At 56.5% G+C, this 23,921-nt stretch carries 12 protein-coding genes; 4 read left to right on the top strand and 8 right to left on the bottom strand.

Annotated features, from left to right (window positions below):
• The first annotated feature begins 106 nt into the window (after window positions 1–106).
• The 3 genes from JJD41_RS03410 (at window position 107) to JJD41_RS03400 (ending at window position 3,926) form a co-directional block, all read left to right on the top strand.
• Window positions 107–784, top strand: a complete 678-nt coding sequence (locus JJD41_RS03410; protein ID WP_200664718.1) for a response regulator transcription factor — start codon at window positions 107–109, stop codon at window positions 782–784.
• A 112-nt stretch (window positions 785–896) separates the two neighbouring features.
• Window positions 897–1,364, top strand: a complete 468-nt coding sequence (locus tag JJD41_RS03405; protein ID WP_200664717.1) for a hypothetical protein — start codon at window positions 897–899, stop codon at window positions 1,362–1,364.
• Window positions 1,365–1,490: 126 nt separating this feature from the next.
• On the top strand, window positions 1,491–3,926 hold the full coding sequence (locus JJD41_RS03400; protein ID WP_200664716.1) for a VIT domain-containing protein: 2,436 nt from the start codon (window positions 1,491–1,493) through the stop codon (window positions 3,924–3,926).
• 135 nt (window positions 3,927–4,061) lie between these two features.
• Here JJD41_RS03400 and JJD41_RS03395 read toward each other — a convergent pair whose 3' ends face one another.
• Window positions 4,062–4,703, bottom strand: coding sequence for a DUF2834 domain-containing protein (locus tag JJD41_RS03395; protein WP_168568644.1), 642 nt, complete (start codon window positions 4,701–4,703; stop codon window positions 4,062–4,064).
• 476 nt (window positions 4,704–5,179) lie between these two features.
• Here JJD41_RS03395 and JJD41_RS03390 point away from each other — a divergent pair, with 476 nt between their 5' ends.
• On the top strand, window positions 5,180–6,085 hold the full coding sequence (locus tag JJD41_RS03390) for a pentapeptide repeat-containing protein (protein WP_200664715.1): 906 nt from the start codon (window positions 5,180–5,182) through the stop codon (window positions 6,083–6,085).
• Between the two features lie 103 nt (window positions 6,086–6,188).
• Here JJD41_RS03390 and JJD41_RS03385 read toward each other — a convergent pair whose 3' ends face one another.
• From JJD41_RS03385 to JJD41_RS03355, 7 genes are all read right to left on the bottom strand, one after another.
• Entirely contained in the window at window positions 6,189–10,151 is a 3,963-nt protein-coding gene (locus JJD41_RS03385; RefSeq protein WP_200664714.1) for a DUF11 domain-containing protein, read from the bottom strand.
• Window positions 10,152–10,227: 76 nt separating this feature from the next.
• Window positions 10,228–11,811, bottom strand: a complete 1,584-nt coding sequence (locus tag JJD41_RS03380; RefSeq protein ID WP_200664713.1) for a right-handed parallel beta-helix repeat-containing protein — start codon at window positions 11,809–11,811, stop codon at window positions 10,228–10,230.
• Complete coding sequence (locus JJD41_RS03375; protein WP_200664712.1) at window positions 11,808–15,851, bottom strand: TonB-dependent receptor; 4,044 nt, start codon at window positions 15,849–15,851, stop codon at window positions 11,808–11,810. The genes JJD41_RS03380 and JJD41_RS03375 overlap by 4 nt, the downstream gene beginning before the upstream one ends.
• Complete coding sequence (locus tag JJD41_RS03370) at window positions 15,848–18,547, bottom strand: hypothetical protein (RefSeq protein WP_370583711.1); 2,700 nt, start codon at window positions 18,545–18,547, stop codon at window positions 15,848–15,850. The genes JJD41_RS03375 and JJD41_RS03370 overlap by 4 nt, the downstream gene beginning before the upstream one ends.
• Window positions 18,544–19,065 carry a DUF11 domain-containing protein gene (locus JJD41_RS03365; protein ID WP_200664711.1) on the bottom strand — a complete coding sequence of 174 codons (522 nt, stop codon included), beginning with the start codon at window positions 19,063–19,065 and terminating at the stop codon, window positions 18,544–18,546. Before JJD41_RS03365 ends, JJD41_RS03370 begins: the two co-directional genes overlap by 4 nt.
• 13 nt (window positions 19,066–19,078) lie before the next feature.
• Window positions 19,079–21,520: a DUF7925 domain-containing protein gene (locus JJD41_RS03360; protein WP_200664710.1), complete on the bottom strand. Its 2,442-nt coding sequence runs from the start codon at window positions 21,518–21,520 to the stop codon at window positions 19,079–19,081.
• A 786-nt stretch (window positions 21,521–22,306) separates the two neighbouring features.
• A complete protein-coding gene (locus JJD41_RS03355; RefSeq protein WP_200664709.1) occupies window positions 22,307–23,869 on the bottom strand; it encodes a WD40 repeat domain-containing protein in 1,563 nt (520 codons plus the stop codon).
• Window positions 23,870–23,921: the final 52 nt, after the last annotated feature.

Genomic DNA, 23,921 nt, shown 5'->3' with positions numbered 1-23,921 from the left:
GTTCGGATTGAGAGGCAAAGTTCGTCAAGATTAGGCGGCGATCGCTCGCACAGCTCCTTTTTCAAAAGGTCGAGTGCGCTTCCTCTCTCTTTTAGGATCTACAGTTATGAGAATTTTAGTGGTCGAAGATGATATTCCTTTTGCGGACACCTTAGCGGAAGTTTTGACAGACGAGCGATACATTGTCGATATTGCTCGGGATGGGGAGGCTGCTTGGCAGCAAGTCACCCAGGTGAATTACGATTTGATTGTGCTCGATATCATGCTGCCCAAACTCGATGGGGTCAGTCTTTGTAAGCGAATGCGCTCCAACGGCTATTTTCAACCTGTTTTGTTGTTGACTGCCCTCGATACCAGTCGGGATAAAGTGAAAGGGTTCGATGCTGGGGCCGATGACTATCTGGTCAAACCTATCGATCTTTTAGAGTTCTTCGCCCGTTTGAGAGCGTTATTGCGGCGATCGCAAGACGCGGCGCCTCCTATTTTAACCTGGGGCGACTTGCGACTCGATCCGACGACTTATGAAGTCACTTACGGCGATCGTCCTTTACAATTGACCCCTAAAGAATATTCACTTTTAGAATTATTCGTGCGCAACGGTCGCCGGGTTCTCAGTCGTGGTGAAATTCTCGAATATTTATGGTCTTTAGAAGAACCCCCCAGCGAAGAAACAGTTAAAGCTCATATTAAAAGTTTGCGCCGGAAATTTCGTGAAATTGGCGCCCCAGACGATCCGATCGAAACCGTTCACGGGTTTGGCTATCGCTTGAGAACTTGCGAATAGCGGCGAATAGCGATCGGTTTGCGGGTTTTCTAACTCAAGGTAGACGCGAAGACCGTCGGTCAATGGATAGAGTGAGAGTAATTCAGAACTCAAGAATAAGAAATTATTTCTCATGAAATCTATAATTCATTTAACTTTAGTAACCTTCAGTGCGATCGCCGGGATCGCGATCGCACCGACCCAAGGGAAGGCGCAAAACTCCGATCGCGAGACGATGACCCCACCCCTGACGGAATTGAGTGACGGAACTCATTTTTATGGGGAAGTTGCCGATCCGAAACAAGGCGGTTCCGCTTATTCAATTTTTACTAAAAATGGGGAAACTGTTCGCGGCATTTACTATATTTACCAAACTGGCAATATCACCTGTTATCGAGGAAACGTTCGACCGAAGGCGATCGATCGTGCCGATGTGGCGACACCGAGTCGCGCCGCTTACGGATTCTCCGATGCTTCGCCGTGGGACTTTTACCAAAATGAAACAGTAGACTTAGAAGGATTTCAAAAACTCGCCACGGGTCAGATTCCAGACACCGCGATCGACGAGTTTAAAGAATGCCAGAATTTGAACTATCGATAAGACGGCGATCGCCACGGAGAGGGGGTTGAAATGGCGTTACCAAAAAGGTAACCGCGCGATCGCGCGGATCGAACTGTGCCATGCTGGAATAACCTACAGAATCAGCATGTTTGAGAACTCTAAATTATGAAACCTCTCTATACCGCGATCGCCTGTACCCTCCTGCTGGCAGGGGTTGGCGCGATCGCCAAATTTGCTTTAGCTCAAACCTGGACGCCGCTCTCCCGCAGCCATTCTAATACCGAGGTGACCGCCCGGGGGCGATCGAGTGCTGCCGCCGAAACCGCAAGAGAAACCGGAGGCTTGTACGCCGTTTCCGAAGACGGGGAACGTCAGGTTTTTCCCCTCAAACATACGGAAGTTAACGCCACAATTGCCGGGAATCTTTCTCGGGTCGAAGTGACCCAAACGTTTCAAAATCCGTTTGACGAACCTTTAGAAGCGGTTTACGTGTTCCCGTTACCCGACGAGGCGGCGGTGGACGACATGGAAATTAAAATCGGCGATCGCATTATTAAAGGGGAAATCAAAGAACGCGAAGAAGCGCAACAAATTTACGAAGACGCCAAACGCGAAGGACGGACCGCCGGACTCCTCGAACAAGAACGCGCTAATATTTTTACCCAATCGTTAGCCAATATTAAACCCGGCGAACAAATTGACGTGACGATTCGCTATACCGATTCGTTGCAATTTGAAGGCGGCGATTACGAATTCGTCTTTCCGATGGTGGTCGGACCGCGTTATATTCCGGGAGAGGCGATCGATCGCGAGGGAAATAGCGATCGCGTCCCGGATGCGTCGCGCATCACTCCCCCGGTATTGCCGCCGGAGGTGCGATCGGGTCACGATATCGGCGTGACTGTGGAAATCGATGCGGGAGTGCCGATCTCGGAGGTGCGATCGCCGTCTCACGATCTCGAAACGCGCCAACTCGACGAGAACCGGATCGCCGTTCGTCTCGCCCCGGAGGATACGATTCCCAATAAAGATTTAATTTTGCGCTATCGCGTTTCGGGAGACAATACCAAAGCTACGGTGTTGACCCAAGGGGACGATCGCGGCGGCCATTTTGCGATTTATCTGATTCCGGCGATCGACTACGATACTCAAGAAATTGTTCCCAAAGATGTCGTCTTTTTAATGGATACCTCCGGATCTCAATCCGGCGATCCTCTGGCGAAGTCTAAAGAGTTGATGCGCCGTTTTATCAACGGACTCAACCCCGACGATACGTTTACAATTATCGATTTTGCCAACACGGCCCAAGCGTTATCCGCCGAACCTTTGGAAAATACCCCCGCCAACCGCCGCCGGGCTTTAAGTTACATCGACAAACTCGACGCCAACGGCGGGACGGAGTTGCTCAATGGAATGCAAGCGGTGCTGAATTTTCCCGCCGCCAAGGAAGGACGCTTGCGCAGTGTCGTACTGATTACTGACGGTTATATCGGTAACGATAACGAGGTGATTGCGGAAGTTCAGGAACGCTTGCAAGCGGGCAATCGTTTGTATAGTTTTGGGGTCGGCAGTTCGGTCAACCGCTTTTTACTCGATCGCCTCGCCGAGGTCGGACGGGGAACGGCGCAAGTCATCCGCCAGGACGAACCTACGGGAGAAGTGGCCGATCGCTTTTTCCGCCAAATCAACAATCCAGTGCTGACGAATATTGAGGTCGCCTGGGAAGGCGGCGGCGAACCCGCTCAAGTCTATCCGCAAGCGCCGCCGGACTTATTCGCCGAACAGCCGTTAGTTTTATTCGGACGCAAGGGCGATCGCGCCCGAGGTCAATTGCGGGTGCGCGGAATCGCCGCCGGGGGTCGCCGTTACGAGCAATTGTTCCGGATGACGTTTGAGGAGTCTGGGAATCCGGCGATCGCCCAACTCTGGGGACGGGCGCGGATTAAGGAGTTGATGTCGCAAATGTACGGCGGCGAAACCACGTCCGCCGTGGAGGCGGTCACCGATACGGCTCTCACTTATCGCCTCCTGTCTCAATACACCGCCTTTGTCGCGGTCAGCGAGGAAGTGCGCGTCGATCCCGACGGAACCACTCGTCGGGTCGAAGTCCCGGTAGAATTGCCGGAAGGGGTCAGTTACGAGGGCATTTTCGGCGATGTAGACGATCGCGTTCAATTTGCCCCAGCCCCACCACCAACAGGTGCGATGTCTGCCCCGTCGCCTGCAGGAATGGCCACCCGTCGCGCGGGTGGAGGCGTGCGCCTGCAACAGGTTGAGGAAGAGGTGGATCTGGCGACCCCGGAACCGATGGCCGGAGATCGGATTGAGGTTCTCGAGGCGGAGGGTTTGGATGAAGCGGCGATCGCCGATCTGGAGCGGTATTTAGCCCAGCACAATTTCGACCCCGGGTTAAGCGGCGAGGTGGTTTGGGAGTTGAAGGTTGAAAATGGCCGCGTGGTGCGCGTTATCTTCGACGATCGGGCTTCGGCGTTGCCCGATCGCCTGGCGATTACGAGCCTCCGGCGATCGCTCTCCCGTTGGGTCGTCCCTAATGGGTTCTCGGGTGACGTGCGGCTGAAGTTACGGGTTAATAAGGCGTAGAAACTCGGGAGTCAGGTCATCTAGCCATCCTCGATCGGTTGTCAAATTCAGGGGTTTTAGAGGGACACGGCATTGCCGTGTCCTTACCCTCGCTCTCTCTCATTATTTTTGAAAACTGGTATAACTTCTACAATCCTACTGCCGACTCTCAATCCTCGGTCTCCAGGTCAAATATGCAAGCGGTCCGAGCAAGGGAACGAGGGCGACGATCCAAAACACGACTGGGCGGGTTAAATGGCGACGGGCCATGTCGTCGTGTAAAAGGGCGGGGAAGAGTAGGGAAAGCAAGCAGAAATCTAAACTCATGACGTGAATAAAGCGCCAGCTTTGCCAGTCGGCGGCGAATTCGGCCCAGTTGCCTTGGGTGACGCCGTAGGCGAGCAAGACGACGGCGCCGACGGAGAGAAAGGCTCCCAATCCGCGCGAGTCTAGGAGGTTGAGGAGGGGGTTTTTGTCGCCGTCAAAGTCGGGATTGGGCGATCGCACGGCGAGATAGGGCAAGATGGCGAAGGCGCCGACGGCAAAGGAGGCGATCGCGAAGGGCCAGGCGGGGATTTTTTGGCCGCGTCCGTCGAAGAGGAGCACGGCGCTGTAGATAAAGGGCCAAATTCCCATGACGTTGAATAAGGCGACGATCGCCGGATTGATGCCTTCCCAGTTTCCGGTAGATAGATTTTGAATTAATGAGAAGGTTTCCGGGCGATCGGGGGGAGCAAATCCAAAAGCATAGGCGATCGCACCTATCCATAACAGGGTAAATCCAAGTTTTCGTAACATTACAAGTATGGGAATTTCCGATTTGAGAGTTCAGAGTTTAGATTTTAGAGTTCCACCGGGGTTCGATCCAAGTCGTTTCCCGAGTTTCGCGACCTGGCGGCGGTACGGGTGACGGGGGCTTTCGGAGAGGATGGGGCGATCGAGACCAGAAATTCCGTGTTGCTACTTATAGAATTTGTTTGTTTTTCCGTAAAAATGGACACAATATGAGTAACAAAATTTCACGACCGTTGAGATGCTCTCCAATGTTTATGTAGTAGAATTAACAATAAGGGAAACCTTAAAATATTATTACTTAGGATCGCTTTTTGAGAAAAACATGGTAATAGGAACGGTTCAGCGATCGCAGTTGCTCCCATGACCATCCGAATCACAATAACGGGAACGAGGCAACGCCGGGAGTCATTCCCCTACCGACCGTCAACCTTTGCCACTTGAGCGAGCATGGCGTAGACATTATTGGAGCAGGAACGATCGTGAATAGTAGCGAATTACTCGAACGGTACGAACGGGGCGAAAGAGACTTTGCTGGGGTGGATCTGAGTGGAGCCGATTTAAGTCGAACCCATTTAGTCGGGATCGACCTGAGTGGGGCCAATCTTCGGGGAACCAATTTCAGCCGCAGCAACCTGACCAAAGCCGATTTAAGTGACGCTCAGCTCCAATGGGCGAATTTGAGTTTTGTCAAAATGGAATATGGCAAGTTCGCCGATGCAGATTTGACCAAAGCGGTCTTGAGTGGGGCGATTTTAATCAAAGCCAAGTTACCGAGAGCCAAACTTAGTGGGGCCACCCTGACGGGAACCAATTTGCGCGGCAGCAATTTACGCAGCGTCAATTTCACCAGTGCGAGCATGGAATGGGTGAATTTGCGCAGTTCCAACTTAACCGGGGCGAATCTGAGTTGGGCGAATTTGACCCACGCGCGCTTGAGTGGGGCGATGCTTTACGGCGCTCAGTTTAATGGGGTCAATTTGAGTGAGGCGTTTCTCAATGGGGTGGATCTCAATGGGGTCAATCTCAACGGGATTAATTTGAGTGCGGCGAAGTTGACCCACACGAATTTAGAAGGGGCTAATTTAATTGTCGCCAATTTGACCAACGCGCAGATGCGATCGGCGAGTTTGATGGGGGCGGATTTGACCGGAGCGAATCTTTCCGGATCTTATCTCTATCATGCCAATCTCAATTGGGCGAATCTCACCCGCGCCGATCTGACTCGCGCGGATTTGAGCGATGCGACCTTGGTCGGGACGAATATCGAGGCTACGGATTTCAACGGAGCTATTTTACCGGAGTTGACCCGGCGCTATTTTTACTTGACGACCAGTGGGAGTTCGATGTCATGGCGCGATCGCACGGTCAGTTCTCCGGTGAATTGAGCGATCGCCTGCACACCTCGCCTTCACCCCTCAAAGGACACGACATCTGCCGTGTCCTTTTCTATTGTCGGTTGGTCTTGTCCCTGTCGATTGCAAGGCAGCTTCAATCCACCGTCGCCCGGAAGCGGATAAAGCCAAAGGCACGTTGTGGATCGTCCGCGACACTCGGTAAATCGCCCAGTTCGATGACGATCGCCCCATTGCCATTGGCCGAGTTATTGACCGCCGGACAAGGTTGCGGTGCGGCCCCTCCCGGCGGCACCGGGACGAAGTTACCCGGGGTAAAGAAGCGAGCGATATCGCCATCGTTGGCATTGGTATAAGATAGGGGCGCATTCAAGCCGAAGGCGATCGCCACCCCGCGATTGACGCCACCAAAGCCGCCCCCCGCTTGCGCCAACCCGTTAAATCCATCGGGGACAAACGTTTGATTGAGCGGCACCAAGTCGCAGATCCTCACATTGTTGGCAGAAACTTCACCGTCGGACATAAAGTATATTGTATATTCAACCTCGTCGCCCGGGAAGACATCCGGCACGTCGATCCGCCCTTGTAGGTAGTTCCCCGGCCAACTGGGCGCGTTATCGTCGAGGTTCGGATCGTCTACCACATCGATGAAGGTGCGATCGTTAATCGCCGTCACCCGCTTCACCAAGCGCAGATTGGCCCGTCCATCCGGCGGTGCGAGCAAAGAAACCGTCGTCGGAACGTCCTCATCTGGCGTCCCGTCCCCATCCGGATCTACATCGTTCCCATCCGTCGAATCGTCCTCCACAGGGGTTCCATCCGGTCCCGTTCCCGAACCCGTCGCCGTATTGTTATACGGTCCGAAATTCGTCCCTGGCGTCACCGTCACTTCAAAACTAATCGTTGCCGTTGCACCAACCGCCAGAGTGTTTCCAGTTGCCAGTAAATTATTATTCCCCTGACCGTTAAAGTTCGAGTTCACCACCAAACCGGAAGGACTCGTCAAGGAATTGGACACCACCGTAAACGAACTGACCCCCGAGAAGGTATTCGCCAGATTTTCTACAACTTGCAGGTCTTCAATGGCGACATTGCCCAAGTTATCCACTTGAATCGTATAGGGAATCGTAAACGTGCCATCGCCATTGTTGACAGGAGTCCCCGCCGCCTTCGCGACACCGAGAATGGGTTGGGATGAGAGAGTGACCGTGGTCGGATCGTTTTCGTCCGGCGTTCCATCTCCATTCGGGTCGGCATCGTTGCCGTCGGTCGAGTCATCGGTGACTTCCGTTCCATCTGGACCACTTCCCGAACCTGTCGCCGTATTTTCATAAGGCCCGAAATTCGTCCCCGGCGTTACCGTGACTTCAAACTCAATCGTTTCCGTTTCACCAATAGCCAGGGTATTTCCCGTAGCGAGTAAATCATTATTTCCCTGTCCGTTAAAGTTCGAGTTCACCACCAGACCGGAAGGACTACCAATTGAATTCGACACGACACTAAACGAACTGACTCCCGAGAATGTCGTGGTGAGGTCTTCTGTAACTTGTAGGTTACTCAATGGAACATTGCCCAAGTTTTCAACTTGAATCGTATAGGGAATCGTAAACGTGCCATCGCCATTGTTGACAGGAGTCCCCGCCGCCTTCGCGACACCAAGACGGGGAACCACTAAGTTGACCACGGTCGGATCGTTTTCGTCGGGGTTGCCATCCCCATCCGGGTCTACATCGTTGCCGTCGGTCGAGTCATCGGTTACTTCAATGCCGCCTGGAGTCGTTCCCGTTGCGGTGGCGGTATTTTCATAAGGGCCAAACGCCGTCCCGGGGGTGACAATGACGTTAAATTGAACGGTCACGGTTGCACCGACGGCGAGACTGTTATCGCCAGCTAATAACTGGTTGTTTCCCTGACCGTTAAAATCAGTATTGACATTGAGTCCGTCGGGACTGCTAATCGAACCGGACTCGACGGTAAACGAAGTAACTCCCGCGAAGGTCGTCGTCAAATCTTCTTCAATTTGGAGGGTATCGAAGGGAAGATCGCCTAAGTTTTCAACTTGGATCGTGTAAGGAATGGTAAACGTACCATCGCCATTATTAACGGGAGTACCTGCCGCTTTTGCCGTTCCCAGTTGGGCATTACCGGGACTGATGGGTTCGGCGATCGCCGTGGCGCTTTCCGTGACGTTGGTCCCACCACTATTATCTTGATCGTTGGGATCGGTGACGTCACTCGGTCGGGTGACAATTGCGATGTTGGTTACCGAATCTCCTACATCGGGGCCGAGTCCTCCAGAGATGCGATAGGTCGCTTGGGCGCCACTGTCGAGATCGACGGTCGTGGAGAGATTGCCGCTTCCCGTTTCTTGAGCGCAGTTTCCAGTTCCCGTGGTAATCTCACAAGTCCAGGAGACATTGATAATTTCCGGGGGCAAGCCATCCCTGACTCTCGCACCTGTAACCGAACTCGGTCCGTTGTTGGTGACGACAATGTCATATTCAATGGGTCCACCGACGAGGAGATTGGTTGTGACTACCGTTTTACTGATGTCTAAATCGGCTTCGAGTACCCGGATTCTGCCAGCTAACTGCACGGGAATTGAAGGTAAACGAGCCCAGGTGTCAATTCCTCGTTGGTCTCCCCACCCTGTAAAGTTCCCTGCAGGGAAACTGTGAGCTCCGGTAGAACTATCGATTCCACTCAAGGCGGAAAGGGGATTGGGAGCCGTTTCCTGGGGGGTAACATTGCGATCGTCGTAGTAGACCAAAAAGGGATTGGCCAGAGGATCGCTAGCATCGTAGTTTGGTGGATTGTTTTGTCTTTCGATAATCAAACCATTTTGATTCCCTTCAACGTCGAGGAAAGGAAAATGGACTTCCCCACCGAACAAGCGGATATCGGCTGCATAGCCCAACTCACTCGGCGGTACCGGAACACCATCTCTGTCTAAGCCGTCCCACACAACGCTGTTCTCACCGATCCCGGCAAAGCCAAAAATAATGCGATCGTTGTCATTGCCGAAAATGCCATCGTCATTGATATCGATCGTAATTTGAAAGGAGGTGGCTTCCGGTGAATTAAAGAGAAAACGACCTTCTAAAGGATTGCTTCCGGTTTGGTTGACCGTTCCTTCACTCCCAACAAACCTTAAATTACTCGGTTCTGGCGGATCTTGAGGAGAGTTTAACAACCAAGTTGAACCCTGGGGCGAATTACCGGACAGTGGCAAGATATTGGTTCCGGTGCTATCGGGGCTATTAAAGAAAATTTTATGGGTAATATCGTCATTAGCAAAATTGCTGGGATCGTCAGTCTGCGCCGGAAAATCCACCGATTGATACAGAGGAATTCCTGCCGCATCTGTAAATCCATTTTTATTGGCAAAGAAGATAAACCCAAACGGTTGCATCCCATTTAAGTTAACTAAATATTGATAACCATCTCGCGTTACGATCGTCGGTTCAAATTCAAAGGCGATATCCGGATCGTCGGCACCGGGGTTGAGGGCGAGGTAGTTGGCAAACACGCGCCCTGTTTGTTCGCCTTCTCCCCCCGGATCGTTAACGGTGACATCCCAAGCCGTCACGTAGCCGACGTTAGTCGGTTGATTGCCCGCTTGCGTCCAATTAAAACCAGCGCCAATGCTAATTGGATTGTCGACACTGCCGGGATTGGGGCTGACAAAATCAATTTCCCAAACCCCATCTCCTGCTGCTGTAGTTTGTGCGGTCGTAATGGTACATTCGTTATAGCCTCCTGCCGCCAGTGCGCTTGGTCCGGCTAACTCTTGCGCGCGATCGGCGATCGCCCCAGCAGCGCCACAAGTCCCGGTCGTCCCATTGGGAGCGCGATAGTTAATCGTTCCTCCGCGACCGACTGCACTCGAACCGAGAAAAATTTCTTCCCCCGCTTCCGCATACACTTTGATAATGCTTCGGCGAGGAATCCCGGTAGTGAAATCATTGCGATATTCCAGGAAAAATCGCTGACCCCCGTTCGCCGTTAACTCCCGACTCCCCTCACCGCGAGCGGGGAGGGCGCCGAACAGGAGCAAGGCGAGGGGGAGGAGAAACGAGGATTTCGCAGTTCGTTTCATGAGTCGGTTCGGGAACTTGGCAGAGGCGTTCATCGCGGGAGAGGGGGTGAAAAGGACTCGACGGCGGGGAATCAGGTTACTCGGCGTCGCTTCGCGATCGCACGGTGGCGTTGCGGGCGGGTTCGGAGGTGCCGTAGTCGGGATGGGTAACGATCGCGCTAATCGTCGTTCCCGGTTCGAGGGAGTCGAGCTCGATGCTGAAACGACCCGAACCGTCGGTGGCGACCGTGGCGAGGGGTTCGCTCAACGGTCCGTGGGCCATCCCGGACTCGTTGACCCGATAAATTTCTACGGTTCCTCCCGGTTCGGCGAGACCGTCTACGGTGAGGGCGTCTCCCAGTTGATAAAACTCGCGAGCCAAAAACTGGGGCGCCTCGATCGCCCGGTTGCCCGTATCTTTCCGGCGATTGCCGGAGTTGCGCGGCGGGTTGGGGCCGTCGCCGATCTGAAAGTGCTTGGCGCGATCGTTGGAGGTGGTATTGAGGTCGATACTCAACCCGGCTAAATTGGCGAAGCGATTGTCTTCAATGGCAATGCGATCGCCCGGCGGATCTGCCGCCACCACCACCCCCGGACCGGGTTGGTCGGTAATTTTATTATTTCTCACTTGATGTCCGCTTCCCATTAAGTAGATGGCCGCCCGTTGCAATCGCCGCCCGTTGCTTCTCACAATGTTATCGGCGATCGCCACCGCACCGGAAGGATTGAAGAGGAAAATCCCGGAACCTGCATTGTTATAAATCTCGTTATCGAAGACCGACGTATTATCGATATATCCTTCTAAACGCAAGGCATCGGGCATTCCGCGAAAGCCATTTTCAAAAATTTGATTGTTATTGACTTGCAAGTTATCGGCGCGGACGCTCGTAATGACAGCGCTGCCGTCGTGGGCGGCGATCGCGTTATCCTCCACCGTCACATTGGTCCCCTCGAACACCCAGACCCCAAAAGCCGATCGCCGTTCCGGGAACGTCCCGTCCGGCAACAGTCCCAGCCAATTTCCGGCGATCGTCACGTTGTTCGGAACGGGAACATCTTCCACCGCGTCGGTCACTTCCCGGCGCCACTGGCCCTCTTCGAGGGTGACGCGATCGGCGATCGCCGCCGACTCGCCCCCCACAATCAAAATATCCGCCGCCGGAGGACTCGCCGTGCGTTGGTGAGTCGCCGTAAACCCGTGCACACTCAAACCGCGAATCGAGACGTCCGGGGCCATCACGACCAACCCGCGCAAAATCTCCGTTTCCGGCGCCGGGGTCAACGTCACCACCGCCCGGGGCGTCTCCTCCTCGGGGTCGAAACCCGGTTGCGTCGTCCCGTCGATCGCCACGGGCGCCTGTAGGGGCGGCAAACTCGCCGTCAAACCAATGGTCGTAGCTTGCGGGTCTAAAGCAAACTCGATCCGGGAAACCTCGATTTCCGGGAGTTGGCGCAGTTGCGATCGCTCCGCCGGACTTAACTGTTCCACCCTTAAATTGCCATTGACGATCGCGATCGCCTCGCGCAACGTCAGCCCCTCGTCCGCCCGAACCTCGTCCCCATTGCTATTGACCGCGATCGCCCAGGTCGGTCCCCCCTCTTGAGCGATCGCCCGTACCGATCCGACGAAGGACAGCGACACGATCGAGACCGCCAACCCTACCCGCCAACGTCCCATCATCGTTCACCTCCGAATTCGTGTACGGGTTGCAAAGACAACTCCACCGCCGACTCTTGTTGTTGGGGTGGCGCCACAGGCTGCTGACCGAATCCCGGCCATAATTGATTTAATTTCATCGAAACATTCAGATACGGACCACTCGCCGAGCGATCGCTCTCCATCTCGTCCGCATCCACCTTGCCAAACACGTATCCCGCCGCCAGACGTAAATCCGGCGTCAGATAAAAACCGACCTCCGCCACCACGCCGAACTCGCTAAAATTCGCCGACGGTTGATAAATCCAGCGCCCCTCGCCGACTACATCCCAGCGATATCCCAGGCGATAAGTCGCCCGCAACTGCGCCAGAGAGACCGTATTCGTCCCGACTAAATCATCGGCGAGATAAGACGTACTGCGGCGCCACGCATATTTCCCATAAAACTCCCAGCGCCAATTCGGGGCGAAAATACTTTCCAACGCCAGGGTGTGGTCTTGAGCTTTCGTCCCGCTACCGAACAAAATCGTATCGGGAATCGAGGAGGGATTTTGGCGGAAGTCGTAACGCAACAAAGCATTAAACTTATCGCTTTGTGGGTCGCGGAACGCAAAACCGAAGCGCAAATTAATCGTATCGCCGATATCCTCTAACAACTGGTTCGACGACGAAGCTTGATGGTAGCGTCCCAACACCGAAATCGCATCGGTGAGTTTTCCCGTCGCCGCCGCTTGAATGACTGTATTATCGCCACTACTGGAAAAACGATGTTCGTAACGGGCGCTGGCGGTGAAGTCCGGGTTATCCGTATATTCCAGACCGATGCTGTAACTGTCCCCACTGCGGATTCCCAAGGCGGCGGAACTTTGCCCGGGGGCGTAAGGTTGGGCGAACTCGGTCCCGGTGGCGTTGCGGGAGAATAACGACCCGAACACGTGTTCGTAAGCGAGATTGAGGCGCAATCCGGGAACGATCGTCCAGCCGTGTTGGATCCCCAAGGCGGCGCCCATGGTGCGACCGTCTACGAAGGAGTAGCGCCCGGTGAGGGTGGTGTCGTCGGTGAGGTTGTAGTCGCCGTTGAGGTTGAACGAGGTAATCGAGTTGTCCTCGTACTGACCGCTTGTAAACCAGACTTGATTGAGTTGGGCGGTGACGCCGGGTAGCAGGCGCCAGTCGAGACCCAAGATCGTGCGATCGGGATAAACGATGTCTTCGTCGGAGGACAAACTCAGTTCGTTTTGGGCGCGGAAACTGATTTTACTGGTAATCGGGACGAGTAAGCGACTGCGAAGCTGGGAGGAGGTCACGTCGAGGGGGCTGGTCGGGCGATCGTCGGTGCGGTGGCGGTAGACCCAATCGACGCCGAGGGTGGCTTTGTAAATTTGCTGTTGCAATCCGGCGCTAATCGTGGTCAAGCTGTTATCGACTTCGCTACCGGGAATCGCTTCGAGGCGGGGGGTTAAGAAGTCGTCGAATTCGGTAATCGGACGGGGGGCGACGCCGGAATTTTCCTCGCGATCGAAATTAAAGTTTAAGCGGGTGGTGGAGGTCAGGCGACTGCTGAGTTGAGTTCCGTAGCGGGTTTGTCCGGGGACGAAACTGGTGGTGGCGTCGTTGGCGAAACCGCTATCGGTGGTTCGGTAATAGGCGCGTCCGGTCAAGGGACCGCCTCGGGCGTTGAGTTCGATGCGGTAGGCTTCCCCGGTGACGAGTCCGAGGAGTTCGGAATCGTTGGTGGAATGGGCGTATTCGGCGATCAGTTCGCCGCTAAAGGGGGTGGCGTTGCGGCTTGGGTTGGGAGGTTCGGCGGGGAGGGTTTCGGGAAATTCGGCGTTGGAAATGGACGGGAGGGCGGTGGCGCCGGAGGTGACGCGATCGCTCTCCGTAGCATTGCCAAAGGTAAACATCAAGTCGGCGCCGTAGAGTTCGAAGTCCCGAATCCCTTGGTTTTGTCGCAGGTAGGTGGCGCCGATCCAAATCGGGTTATTGTAATCCCGAGAAAAGTGATAGCGCATCCGTCCGCCCCAGAGGTTGGTGTCGCCGTCGCGTTCTTCGTATTGGTAGGTGGCGACGATCCGCCGGACGACGACGATGCTGACTCCGGTGGCGTCGGTGACGACGTCGGTGCGCTGTAGGGGGCGACGGAAGAGGATCGTGCCGCGATCGTAGTCGATTTCGTAGTCTTCGCCTCGGTTGAGTTGTTGGCGAGAGATTACATTGCCGGGGCGTCCGAGTTCTTCGAGTTCGATAAAGATATTTTCGCTGCCGTCGATGAGCAGGCGCCGGGAGAAGAAGTAATAACCACTGGTCCCGTCGGGGGCGATCGCGTCCCGTTGGAAGCCTTCGACGTCGTTGGCGTAGAGTCCGGTCAGTTGCAAGCCGCCAAAGTTGTAATTGGCTTTAAACCCGTGGAACGATCGCGTCAACCCGGTGAATTCTTGGGTGCGATTGGCGAGTTCTTGGGTGTTGTAGTCCCCCCACATAAAATAGTCCAGTCCGGCGTTTTCTACCGGGGACGATCGCTCGAACCGCAGGTAGACGCTATCCCGGGAGGGCGCCACGGTACTCGCGGTGGAGTTGTCGCCGTAAAGGGGATAATCCAATTCGGTCGGTTGGGTGTCGCGGAACAGGCGGCGATCGTTGCCGCTACAGTCGCAGTTGAGGGAGCGATCGGAGTTATAAGCCCCGGTGAACAGCCAGCCGCCGAGTTTCCCGGTGGCGAAGACGGCGCCGGATAGGTCCGCTTCGTAGTCGTAATCTTCGTCCGCCGGGAGGAAGTCGCGGAAACTGCCCCAGTAGTTGGTCCCCCGCTTTCCGAGGCGGAAGTTGACCAATCCGGTCACCAAACTCGGGCGCAGGTAAGTGGTGAATTCGGCGCGGGTAAAGGCTTCTAAGGTTTCGCCCTCGGCGCTGGCGTCGTCGATCGCCCCGCGAATCCGCACGATTTGGGCGTCGAGGGGCGCTTGCAATTGGGCGCTGAATTCGCCGCCGACGGCCTGGACTTGAAAGCCGGGGGCGTCGAGGTTGTAGTCGGCGCCGATAAATTCCCCAGCACTGCTGCTGAGCGTGACTACGGTATCCCGTTGGACGAGTTGGTTGTTGGCGTCTAAGACTTGTCCGGTCACGGTGAGGGTCGATCGCCCGTCCGCCGGAACCCGGGTTTCTCGGGTGGCGATTTGCACCTGGGTCGGCGCACCGGAAACCGCTACGGTAAAGCTTTCGACGGTTTGGCCGTTGACGGAGAGGGCGATCGTGTTTTCCCCTTCCTGGAGGGGGACGCCGTACCAGGTCTGCACGGTGATTCCGGTGGCGGTGTCGGTTTCGGTGCGTCCGACTAAATCCGGGGAAACGGCCTCGCCGTTGACCAGTAAGGTGACTTCGGCTTCGCTGGGGAAGCGGGCGATGACGGTGGTGGCGGGGAGATCGGTGGTTTCGCCGGGACCGGGCGCCAGGATTTCGGCGATCGCTCCGGCGTCTCCCGCTCCAGTTTGCCCGATTTGCACGGCGGAATCGCCATTGAGTTCGATTCCGGTTGAAAAGTTCGTTCGAGTATCGCTTAAATCGGTTAAAATATTGGGGGAAAGGGGGCGATCTGTCCGAATTTCGGATGCGCTCGGATCTACTCTGTTTCCGGATAGGGCTAAATTATGCTCGATCGCCGACGATGTTGTCGTCACCCTGTTTGTAACTACAGGATTTGATAGCTCCGCTACGGCGCGATCGCCCCTAATTGCTTTTTCTAATAAGGCATTGACCGAATCAATACAATCGGTTTCGTCCTGACAAGTTTCTAAAGTAAAGATAGAGTCATTTAAACTTACATTTGTCCCTACATTCTTCGGCAGTTCGCGATCGCCTGTCGTCGCTACAAATGTAGACCTCAACAGAGATCCTTGCAGTCCGGGGCGATCGCTCTCGGCCCACGAATTTTCCAGGGGCGCCCCCAGAAAACCTACATTTGTCGCCACAAAATCCCCCGATTGAGGAACCTGCACCGCTTCCCCCGACGACGCCCACAGCAATGCCGAAGAAGGAACCGCCAGCCAATAAAATCCCTTTTTCATGGTAGATTGCCCTCCTCTTGGAAAGTTGGGGTGAGTGCAAAATTCACCCGCGCCATACCGCCCGGTTCCAAGCGCACTAAGCGAGATTGACTATTCCCTTCACTGAAATATAAATTCGGTGCCAGGGTGTAGCCCGGAACGCTGCTCAAATCCACAACCGCCGTTCGATACCCCGCAACGACGTTAGCCACCGAGAACAAACCGTTGGCATCGGTAATAATCCGGTTGCCGTCGTCCATAAAGATCACCGCATTCGGGATACCCGGTTCGTTCTTCTCCTGCAGTCCGTTAAAGTTTTTATCGACAAACACCCGACCGATTAAGGTGCCGCAATCGGACAAAATCCCCGGATCGAGTTGGAGTTGATGAATCGCCGGACCGTCTTTGACGTTCAGTCCCGTATCTGTCCGTTGTCCGTTGGCAAACGCCGAGTTCCGACCGTTCCCGCGCAAAGCATCCGGGGTCACCCGCGCCGCATAGGCGAGGTTGAGAACTTCTCCGGCGGGAATCGTCGCCTCGGGAAGGTCGAAACGAATTTGTCGCCCGTCGTTACTGCTGACGACATCGATCTCGGTTCCGGCAATTTCCGCTTTCGGCGAATCGTCGTGGAATTGCAAGCCAAACGGCAGTAAATCGGTGATAAATAAGCCGTTGAGGGGACTGCTGGAGAGATTGCGAACGGCGAGGCGGTAAATCACCGTATCCCCGGGTTCGGCTGCGGCGCGATCGCTCGTCTTGACAATTTGAATCTCTTGTGCTTCGCACACCGCCGCCGTCAGGTCGAACGATCCAAAATTCAAACCGATGGGGGTACCGTCGGCGCTGAGGGTAAAGGTTCCGGTCGCCTTGGTGCCGCCGTCGGCAGCATTAATCGGGCGTCCGTCTAAAGAGGTGGCGGTAAACGAGACGACGCCATTATTCGTTTCCCCGATCTCCAAGCGGATGCGGCGTTCGCTCAAGTCGCTACCTGCAGGGGGACTGACGACAAAAATATACTGACGTCCGGGGTCGAGTTGACCGCGCGAGGCGTCGAGGCTGAAGTTATACGTCCCGCCTTCGCCGTTGGTCAGGAAGAAGGGGTTGGCATTGTCCACATTCGGCTCGAAGCCGCGACCGACATCGTTACCCGGTAAATCCGGGAACTCCGTCGGCGTCAGGGCGACGACCTCGCGAATGCCTCCGGTGGGGTCCGTGGGGTCGGGTTCGAACAGGCCCACTTTAAACCCGGTATAGTCGGACAGAATTTCCCCGGCACATCCGGTAATTCGCCCGACGTTGGGCTGACTGGTCGGCGTCGTCGGGGGGGGAATAATCACCGTTTGTTGGCCGATGGGTTCGTCGTCTTCGTCGGGAATGACCACGGTGACGCCGCCGCCTCCGTCGGGAACTTCCGGCGCAATGATTTCCACGGTGACCGTGACTTCGCCGCCCGGAGGCAAAATCACGTCTACCGGATCGACGACGGGACGGGATGGGGTCGTCGGCGTCGGGGGCAGTTCCGGTTCGGGAATGTCGGGAGGGGTGATTTGCGGCGCTGGCGGCACCTGGGCGGGCGGTTGGGGCGGTTCGATCGGCGCCGGAGTAATCTCTGGCGGTTGGGAGGGGTCTTGGGTAGTGGGGGGTTGGGGTTCCTCGATGGGCGGTTCGGGGGGCGTAATTTCCGGTGGGGTTGGGGGTTCTTCCGGTTCTTCCGGGGGAACCTCTACGGGGATGCAGTCGCCGACGAGGACGGTTCCTTCGGGGGTGGTGACCATGGAGTATTTGACGCCGCGCACTTGGGCGCCGGAGGTGACCCGTTGGATGGTTTCGGGATCGGGGATGGTGAAACGCAAGGCCCGATCGCCCGGATTGCTGATGGTAAAGTCAAAAAAGAGTAAGTCTCCGGCTTGGGCCCCGGTTTGAATGCCCTGGCGGATTTCGCGCATTTCGTCGGCGACGTCTTGGGCGAGTTCGCGCAGTTGTTCTTCTTTGTCCGGGGCGACGGCGACCATCGCTTGAAAGGCTTGGCGGAAGGTGTCGTCTACGGGGGCGTTGTCGCCACTTCGCAGGATGACGGAGAAGGCTTGTTGGGTGGCTTGTTCGGCTTCGGTGGCGGTCAGTCCGGCGCTGACGAGGAAGGTGCGCGCCAGTTCGGCGGTGATGGCGGCGGCGGTTTCTTGGGCGACGGACCGTTCGAGTTCGGCGACGGTTTGTCCTTGTTCGGGGACCGCTTGCACGATCGCGTCGCGCGCGGCGATCGCCACTTCTCGGAAACTGGAATCTACCGGGAGTTGGGCTAAGGCGACGGTGACGGCGATCGTGGCGCGGGTGGCTTCCTGTTGGCTGAATCCCAATTCGATTAATTGGTCCGCCAAGGATCCGGCTAACGACCCGGTGACTCGATTGTCCGCCAGATCGCGCACGCCGTCGGGATCGACGGTCACCGGACCGCCTGGAATCACGGCGTTTTCGTCGATATTGGTGATTCCGGAAAAGGTTTCGCCGCCGACGCTGTAGCTGTATTCCCCTTGGTTGCGCACTAAGATCCCGGGAACCACGCATTGGGGCGTGTCGGTTTGGGCGATCGCCCGATCGCCTGCCGAACGAGCGATCCAGGTTCCGGCGCCGCCGAGGAAAGCCGCAACGGCGAGCAGGCTGGCGGCTTTCGAGGGAACCCCCATCCACGGGCGGTGGTTGTCGCGTCGTTGCTGCTTCATTTCACCCTCACTTGAAACTGCGCGATCGCCTGCCCTCGGGCGGCGATCGGTTCGCGAAATCGGACGCGCACGTGGGTGTAGCGTTCTGCCGGGGCCGGACGCCGTTCGACCCGTCCGTTCGCCCCGGCGACCTCGATGGTGGGATTGGCGCTAAAGGTCCGACCGCCATCGATGCTGTAGCTGAGTTGGGCGGTGGGGGTCGCGCTGAGGCTGTCGAGAATGTAGGTGGTCTGGGGATCGAGGGGTTGGGTGATGACGAAGTTGGCGATCGCGCGATCGCTATCGTTAACCCCCGTCACGGTATAGCGCAGCATATCTCCCGGCTGCACCCGACAACTCGCCTCGCTACAGCGCGGGGGTAAATCCACCCAGCTCACCTGCTCCGAGCTGGCGATCCGGCGATCGACCTCCAACTGCAGGCGCACTGACTCCTCCGGGGTCTGACCCCGCAAGGGCAATGCGGCGGTGCCGAGTAAGACGGCGATTAAACTCAAACGCACTAAGAAAATCTTCAACATTTTGCCCACCTACTCAATTCACCCGTCGTTGGAAGGTAAACGTTCCCGTTTCTCCCGGTCCGAGGGGACCGCGCACTCGCACTTCGTATTTGCTCACGTCAGATGCCGTCGTCGTCCCGCTTTGCGGCCCACTGCGCGCCGTGGGCGGTCTGCCGCCAAAAAAGTTGATGGTACCACCGAGCGAATCCACCGGGGAACCGATGACGTGAGAGGTATCGATCCCCGTGGTCGGGTCGTTGTCCCCGTCAGCATCGTCGGTATCGAGGGCCCAATTATTGCCCCCGGGATTCTCGATCGGGTCGTAGGTGGTTCCGTCTTCGGAAATCACCAAGTTGTCCGCCGTCAGGGTGACGTTCCCCGGCCCGCCCGCTTCGGAAATGTTGTCGTAACTGAGGCGGTACTCGATCAGGTTGCCCGGTCCGGGGGTTTTGGTGTCCTGACTGAATTGCTCCTGTCCGTCGAGAACGTCGGGTCCGCTACCTTTGAGGATGCGCGATTCTTTGAGAATTTCGATAAATCCGGTATAAACGCGGTCGATTTTGACGTTCCCCGGCTCGCTTTCGTCGAAGAAGCCGTCGTCGTCGCGATCGTCGAAGGCGGCAATCGGGACGCCGTAGCCTCGATTTTTGACTGCCGTCGGCAGGGCGATCGTTACCGAGTAGTCCGCTTCCGTGGTCGTTCCGGGGATCGTCACCGGGGGGTCGTCGGTACGGAAGCCTGCGGCGCGATCGTAAGTGTAGATGGCCGTTTGTTGGTCGAAGGTTACCGTGACGCGGGTGCCGTTGGGCAGGGAATCCCGCTCTTGCGGGGCGATCGGGGCGATCGTCACGTCGGCCCCGGAGGCGTTGGAGAGACTGTTGGTAAAGGCGACCGGATCCGGGGTAAAGGGTTCGTTCGGTCCCAAGTTCGGCGGCGTGGCGACCACTTTGTTATGGAAATCGTCGTTATTGTCCGTCGGCCCGATCGCCCCGGGGGATCCCGGCGGTCCGTTGAGAATGCCCCCAGCACCGCCGGAAATCACCACGACGTTCGCTTCGCCCCCCGGTCCGCTTCCGCCGTTGTTGTTGTCCCCGTCTTGGCCGTCTCGACCGGGATTCGACAGCCCGGGGGTGACGATCGGATTGCCCGTATCGTCGGTTGGGGGAGGGGTGCCGTCGTCGTTAAAGTTGTTGGGATTTTGGTCGCCGGATTCGTCGAATAAGAGCGGACCGGGATTGCCTTCGGTTCCGCCGAAGACTTGGGCGACGTTGGCGATCGTTCCCGGTCCGGTCAAGCCACTGGTGACCAGTTGGAATTGGAAGCCTGCGGTAGTGGTTCCGGCGTTGAGAATGCCGTCGAAGATAAAGCCGATCCGGGTGGCATTCGCCGCCCCCCCGATCGCCCCGGGATCCGTGGTCCAGGTGGCGAGGTTGGCATTGAGGACCTCGGGATTATCGGCGGTGAAGACCACTTGCCACCCGGCGGGGGCTTGCCAACTGTCGGGAACCAGGGCGGTCCCTTGGGGGATGGCGTCGGAAACGAGGATGCGCGGTGCGACGGCCCCATCGACGGCGATCGGAAAGTTGGTATTGGGGGCGAGGTTGCCGGGGACGAAGCCACTGGCCCCGGCGGGAATGCGCGATCGCACGTCTAAGGCGAGTTGGTAGGTGATGACGTCGTCGGCGGGATTCGCCGGGTCGCCAATTTCTACTGGGGTGCCGTGGGTTTTGAGGATGACGGGTAAGGCTAAGGGGGTCGAAGCGACGGTGATGGTCTCAAATGCACTGGCTTCGCGGGTTCCGTTGAACGGATCCCCGGCGGCTTCCGTCGGGACGGCCCCTTCTGGATTGTCTACGGTGAAGACATCCGTGTCATTGGGAGTGCGTTCGACGTTCTGGGCGCTGTTGGGGGTGTTGCCCAGTTGAACGCGGATCTCGTCGCCTTCCGTGGCGCCTCCGTTGACGGTGACCGGAACGCGCACCAGCAGGTTACCGCCGATCGGGATCGACCCGGTAATCAGTTCGCTCCCGCTAATCTCAGTCCAGGTATTGCCGCCGTCGGTGCTGATTTCCAGGTTGCCCGAGACGGTCCCGGCCCCGGAAACCGTGGCGCTGTTGGGAATGCGAACACGGGTGGGATCGTTACCGACGTTGGTAATTGAAAAACGGAAAAAGAGGCGATCGCCCGGTTCGATCGCTCCTTCGCCATCTTTGCGAGCGCCGTCGGGCTGCACCGTAATCCCGGCAATTTCGGCCACGGTGAGGACGACGGTGTTGGACTCGACGGGAATCGCCACCCCGGGATTGTTCGGGTCTTCAAAGGTTCCCGTCGCCCGGTTCTCGATTTGGGTGCCTGCGGCTGTCGTCTGCGCTAATATCCGGTACGGCGCGATCGCCCCGGCGCACAGCAGCGCGATCGCCAGCCAAAATCGATAGGATGTACCCTGTTTATTTCCAGTTTTTTTTGGGAAGCCCACGCCAATTAATGACCCCGATGCAATGAGTGGATGTCTGCGATGCCCCTGATGCTTCCACTAAACCCTTTTTGGATCGGTAACGCGAATTTTAAAGCTTTAATTAGCTTCTCATTAATCAGTCATTTGTCAATCATGAAATTCGCGCCTAACCTCAACGACAATCGAGCCGTTTTCTTAAACCCGAATCAGGTTAGTCGGTCAAATAAGGATTCTAAAGTTTGGTTCTAAATTTAAGACAGATAACCCGGTTTTCTTTAAGCCAACTTGCTATGACGAGAGCGCTCGTAAGTTGACGACAAACTCCTGACGCCCGAGCGGCGAAGTGCGACGTAACCCTTATTGTTAGAAGAGTTGACGACGGCGACCGACGAGCAGTATTAAGCTGAAGGATTCCGAGTCTATCGGAAGTTCAGAGCTTGAGTAGATGGGAGTTTTCCCTGTTTTATTATGTTTTTCAAGTCCCAGTTATAGCGGTTTGCGATCGGCGAGTCAAGTTCGGTTTATAAAAATTATTTTTCAATAAAAAAGCTCGAACGCGCCTGCCCTAGGAACTCATAAAAATTAAAACAGCCATTTTTTTCTCCTGGGGGGAGAAACGGCCTTTTGAGTATATTCGATCCCTTTAACTTTGTAAATTGCGATCGCGATCGCCGCTCGAAAGCGATCGCGATCTCTCGGCCAGATTAAATGTCTTAAAACGTGCCGGATCCCTGGCTCGCCGTCAAGAATTCTTCACAAAAATTATAATCGCCGTCCGGTGGCGGTTCCAGGGGAGTCGAGCGGTCCCTAAACGGCGAGCCGACAGATCCGCACCAGACCGCGCGCGCTGCCCGTGACCAGGGTTTGGCCGTCCGAGGCGAAGCACACCGACATCACCGCCCCCGTTTCTTCCATCAGTGTCGATAACGGGGTCAGTGTGGGGAAATGCCAAATTTTAACGGTGCCGTCGGCGCTGCTGGTGGCGAAACTGCGACGGTCCGGGGCGATCGCGATCCCGGTCACCGGACCGGAATGAACCGCTCGCGTGTCGATCGCCCCCGGTCGATCTAAGTCCCAAACTTGTATCGTCCCGTCGCCATTCCCGGTAACGACGGCGCGATCGTTGGCAAAGGCGATCGCCTCGACCCCATCCAAACTGCCGACGATCGAATCGATGTATTCGCCGCGCTGCAAGTGCCATAGGGTGATCGTGCCGTCTCCTTCCCCGGCGGCGAGCCACTCGCCATTCGGAGAGAGCGCCACCGCATAAATCGGTCCGGTATAGTCCGTGAGGGTATCGCGCAAGGCACCGCGATCGAGGTCCCAAACTTTCATCGTTTCGTCAAAACTGCCACTGACCAAAGTTGTACCGTCTGCAGACAGGGCCAGCGATCGCACCGATCCCGTATGACCTTCCAAACTCGTCCACAAGCGCCCCTCGGGCAAGTGCCATAACTTCACCGTCTTATCCCAACTCGCACTCGCCAGGGTTCGACCGTCGGGGGTCACGAGCAAATCAAAAACCCCGCGATCGTGATCGTCGAGGGTCGCGAGTAATTCCCCCGAGTCCACTTGCCATAACTTCACCGTCGTGTCAAAACTCCCCGTCGCCAACAGGTTGCCATCCGGCGTCAACGCCACGGCCCGCACCCAATCCGAATGAGCGTTCAAATTGCGGACGCACTCCCACTGTTGGGGGACGATCTCCTCTCGAGCAAACTTCGGTAATTGAACCCCACTCGCACTCAGTTTAGCGGGAGCGGGAGGCGGCGGCGAAACGGCACTCGCCTCGCTGGGAGACGGAGAATCCTCCGTTTCCGAGGGGGGTTCGGGAGGCTCGACGGTCGCGCGAGGCAACTCGACCCTCGCACTCGACGTTTGCACCGCCCGTTCCAGGCGCTCCAAACGCTTACCGATCGCCAAACGGTTGAGATAGTCGATGGTTTGGGCGATCGATTCTTGCAAATCTCGATGCTGACTGGCGAGACCGTCGAGATCGGCACTGGAGAGCGATCGCACCTGGTTTTCGATCGCCTCCAGACGCTGCTGTAAAGGCGCCAGATCCCCAGGGGGCAACGGTTCGCGCGATCGCGTTTCCGGGGCGATCTCCCGAGCGGCGACCCGTCGGGTCAACAGCTCGATTTCTTCCGTCACTTGTCGCTGGAGGCGCTGGTTCAATACGGCATCCATCCGGCGGGTCAACTGTTCGGAACGGTAGCGCAAGATCGGCTGGAGGACGAACAGCAGCGACAGCAAGACGGGAGGGAGATACACTAGCGATCGATAAAAAATTGCGGCGATCGCGGCGAGGACGGCAGCCACGATCAGAACGGATTCGGCATTTTCGAGCCAATGGCGGTTGGGAGTCATGACAAGGGGGAGTCGGGAGTCGGTCGGAGAACAGTTAGAAATTAGAACTGCG

It is taken from the genome of Oxynema mangrovii CENA135 (genome assembly GCF_016632315.1).
Taxonomy (GTDB): Bacteria; Cyanobacteriota; Cyanobacteriia; order Cyanobacteriales; family Laspinemataceae; genus Oxynema; species Oxynema aestuarii.
This window is presented reverse-complemented; position numbering and strand designations above follow the sequence as displayed.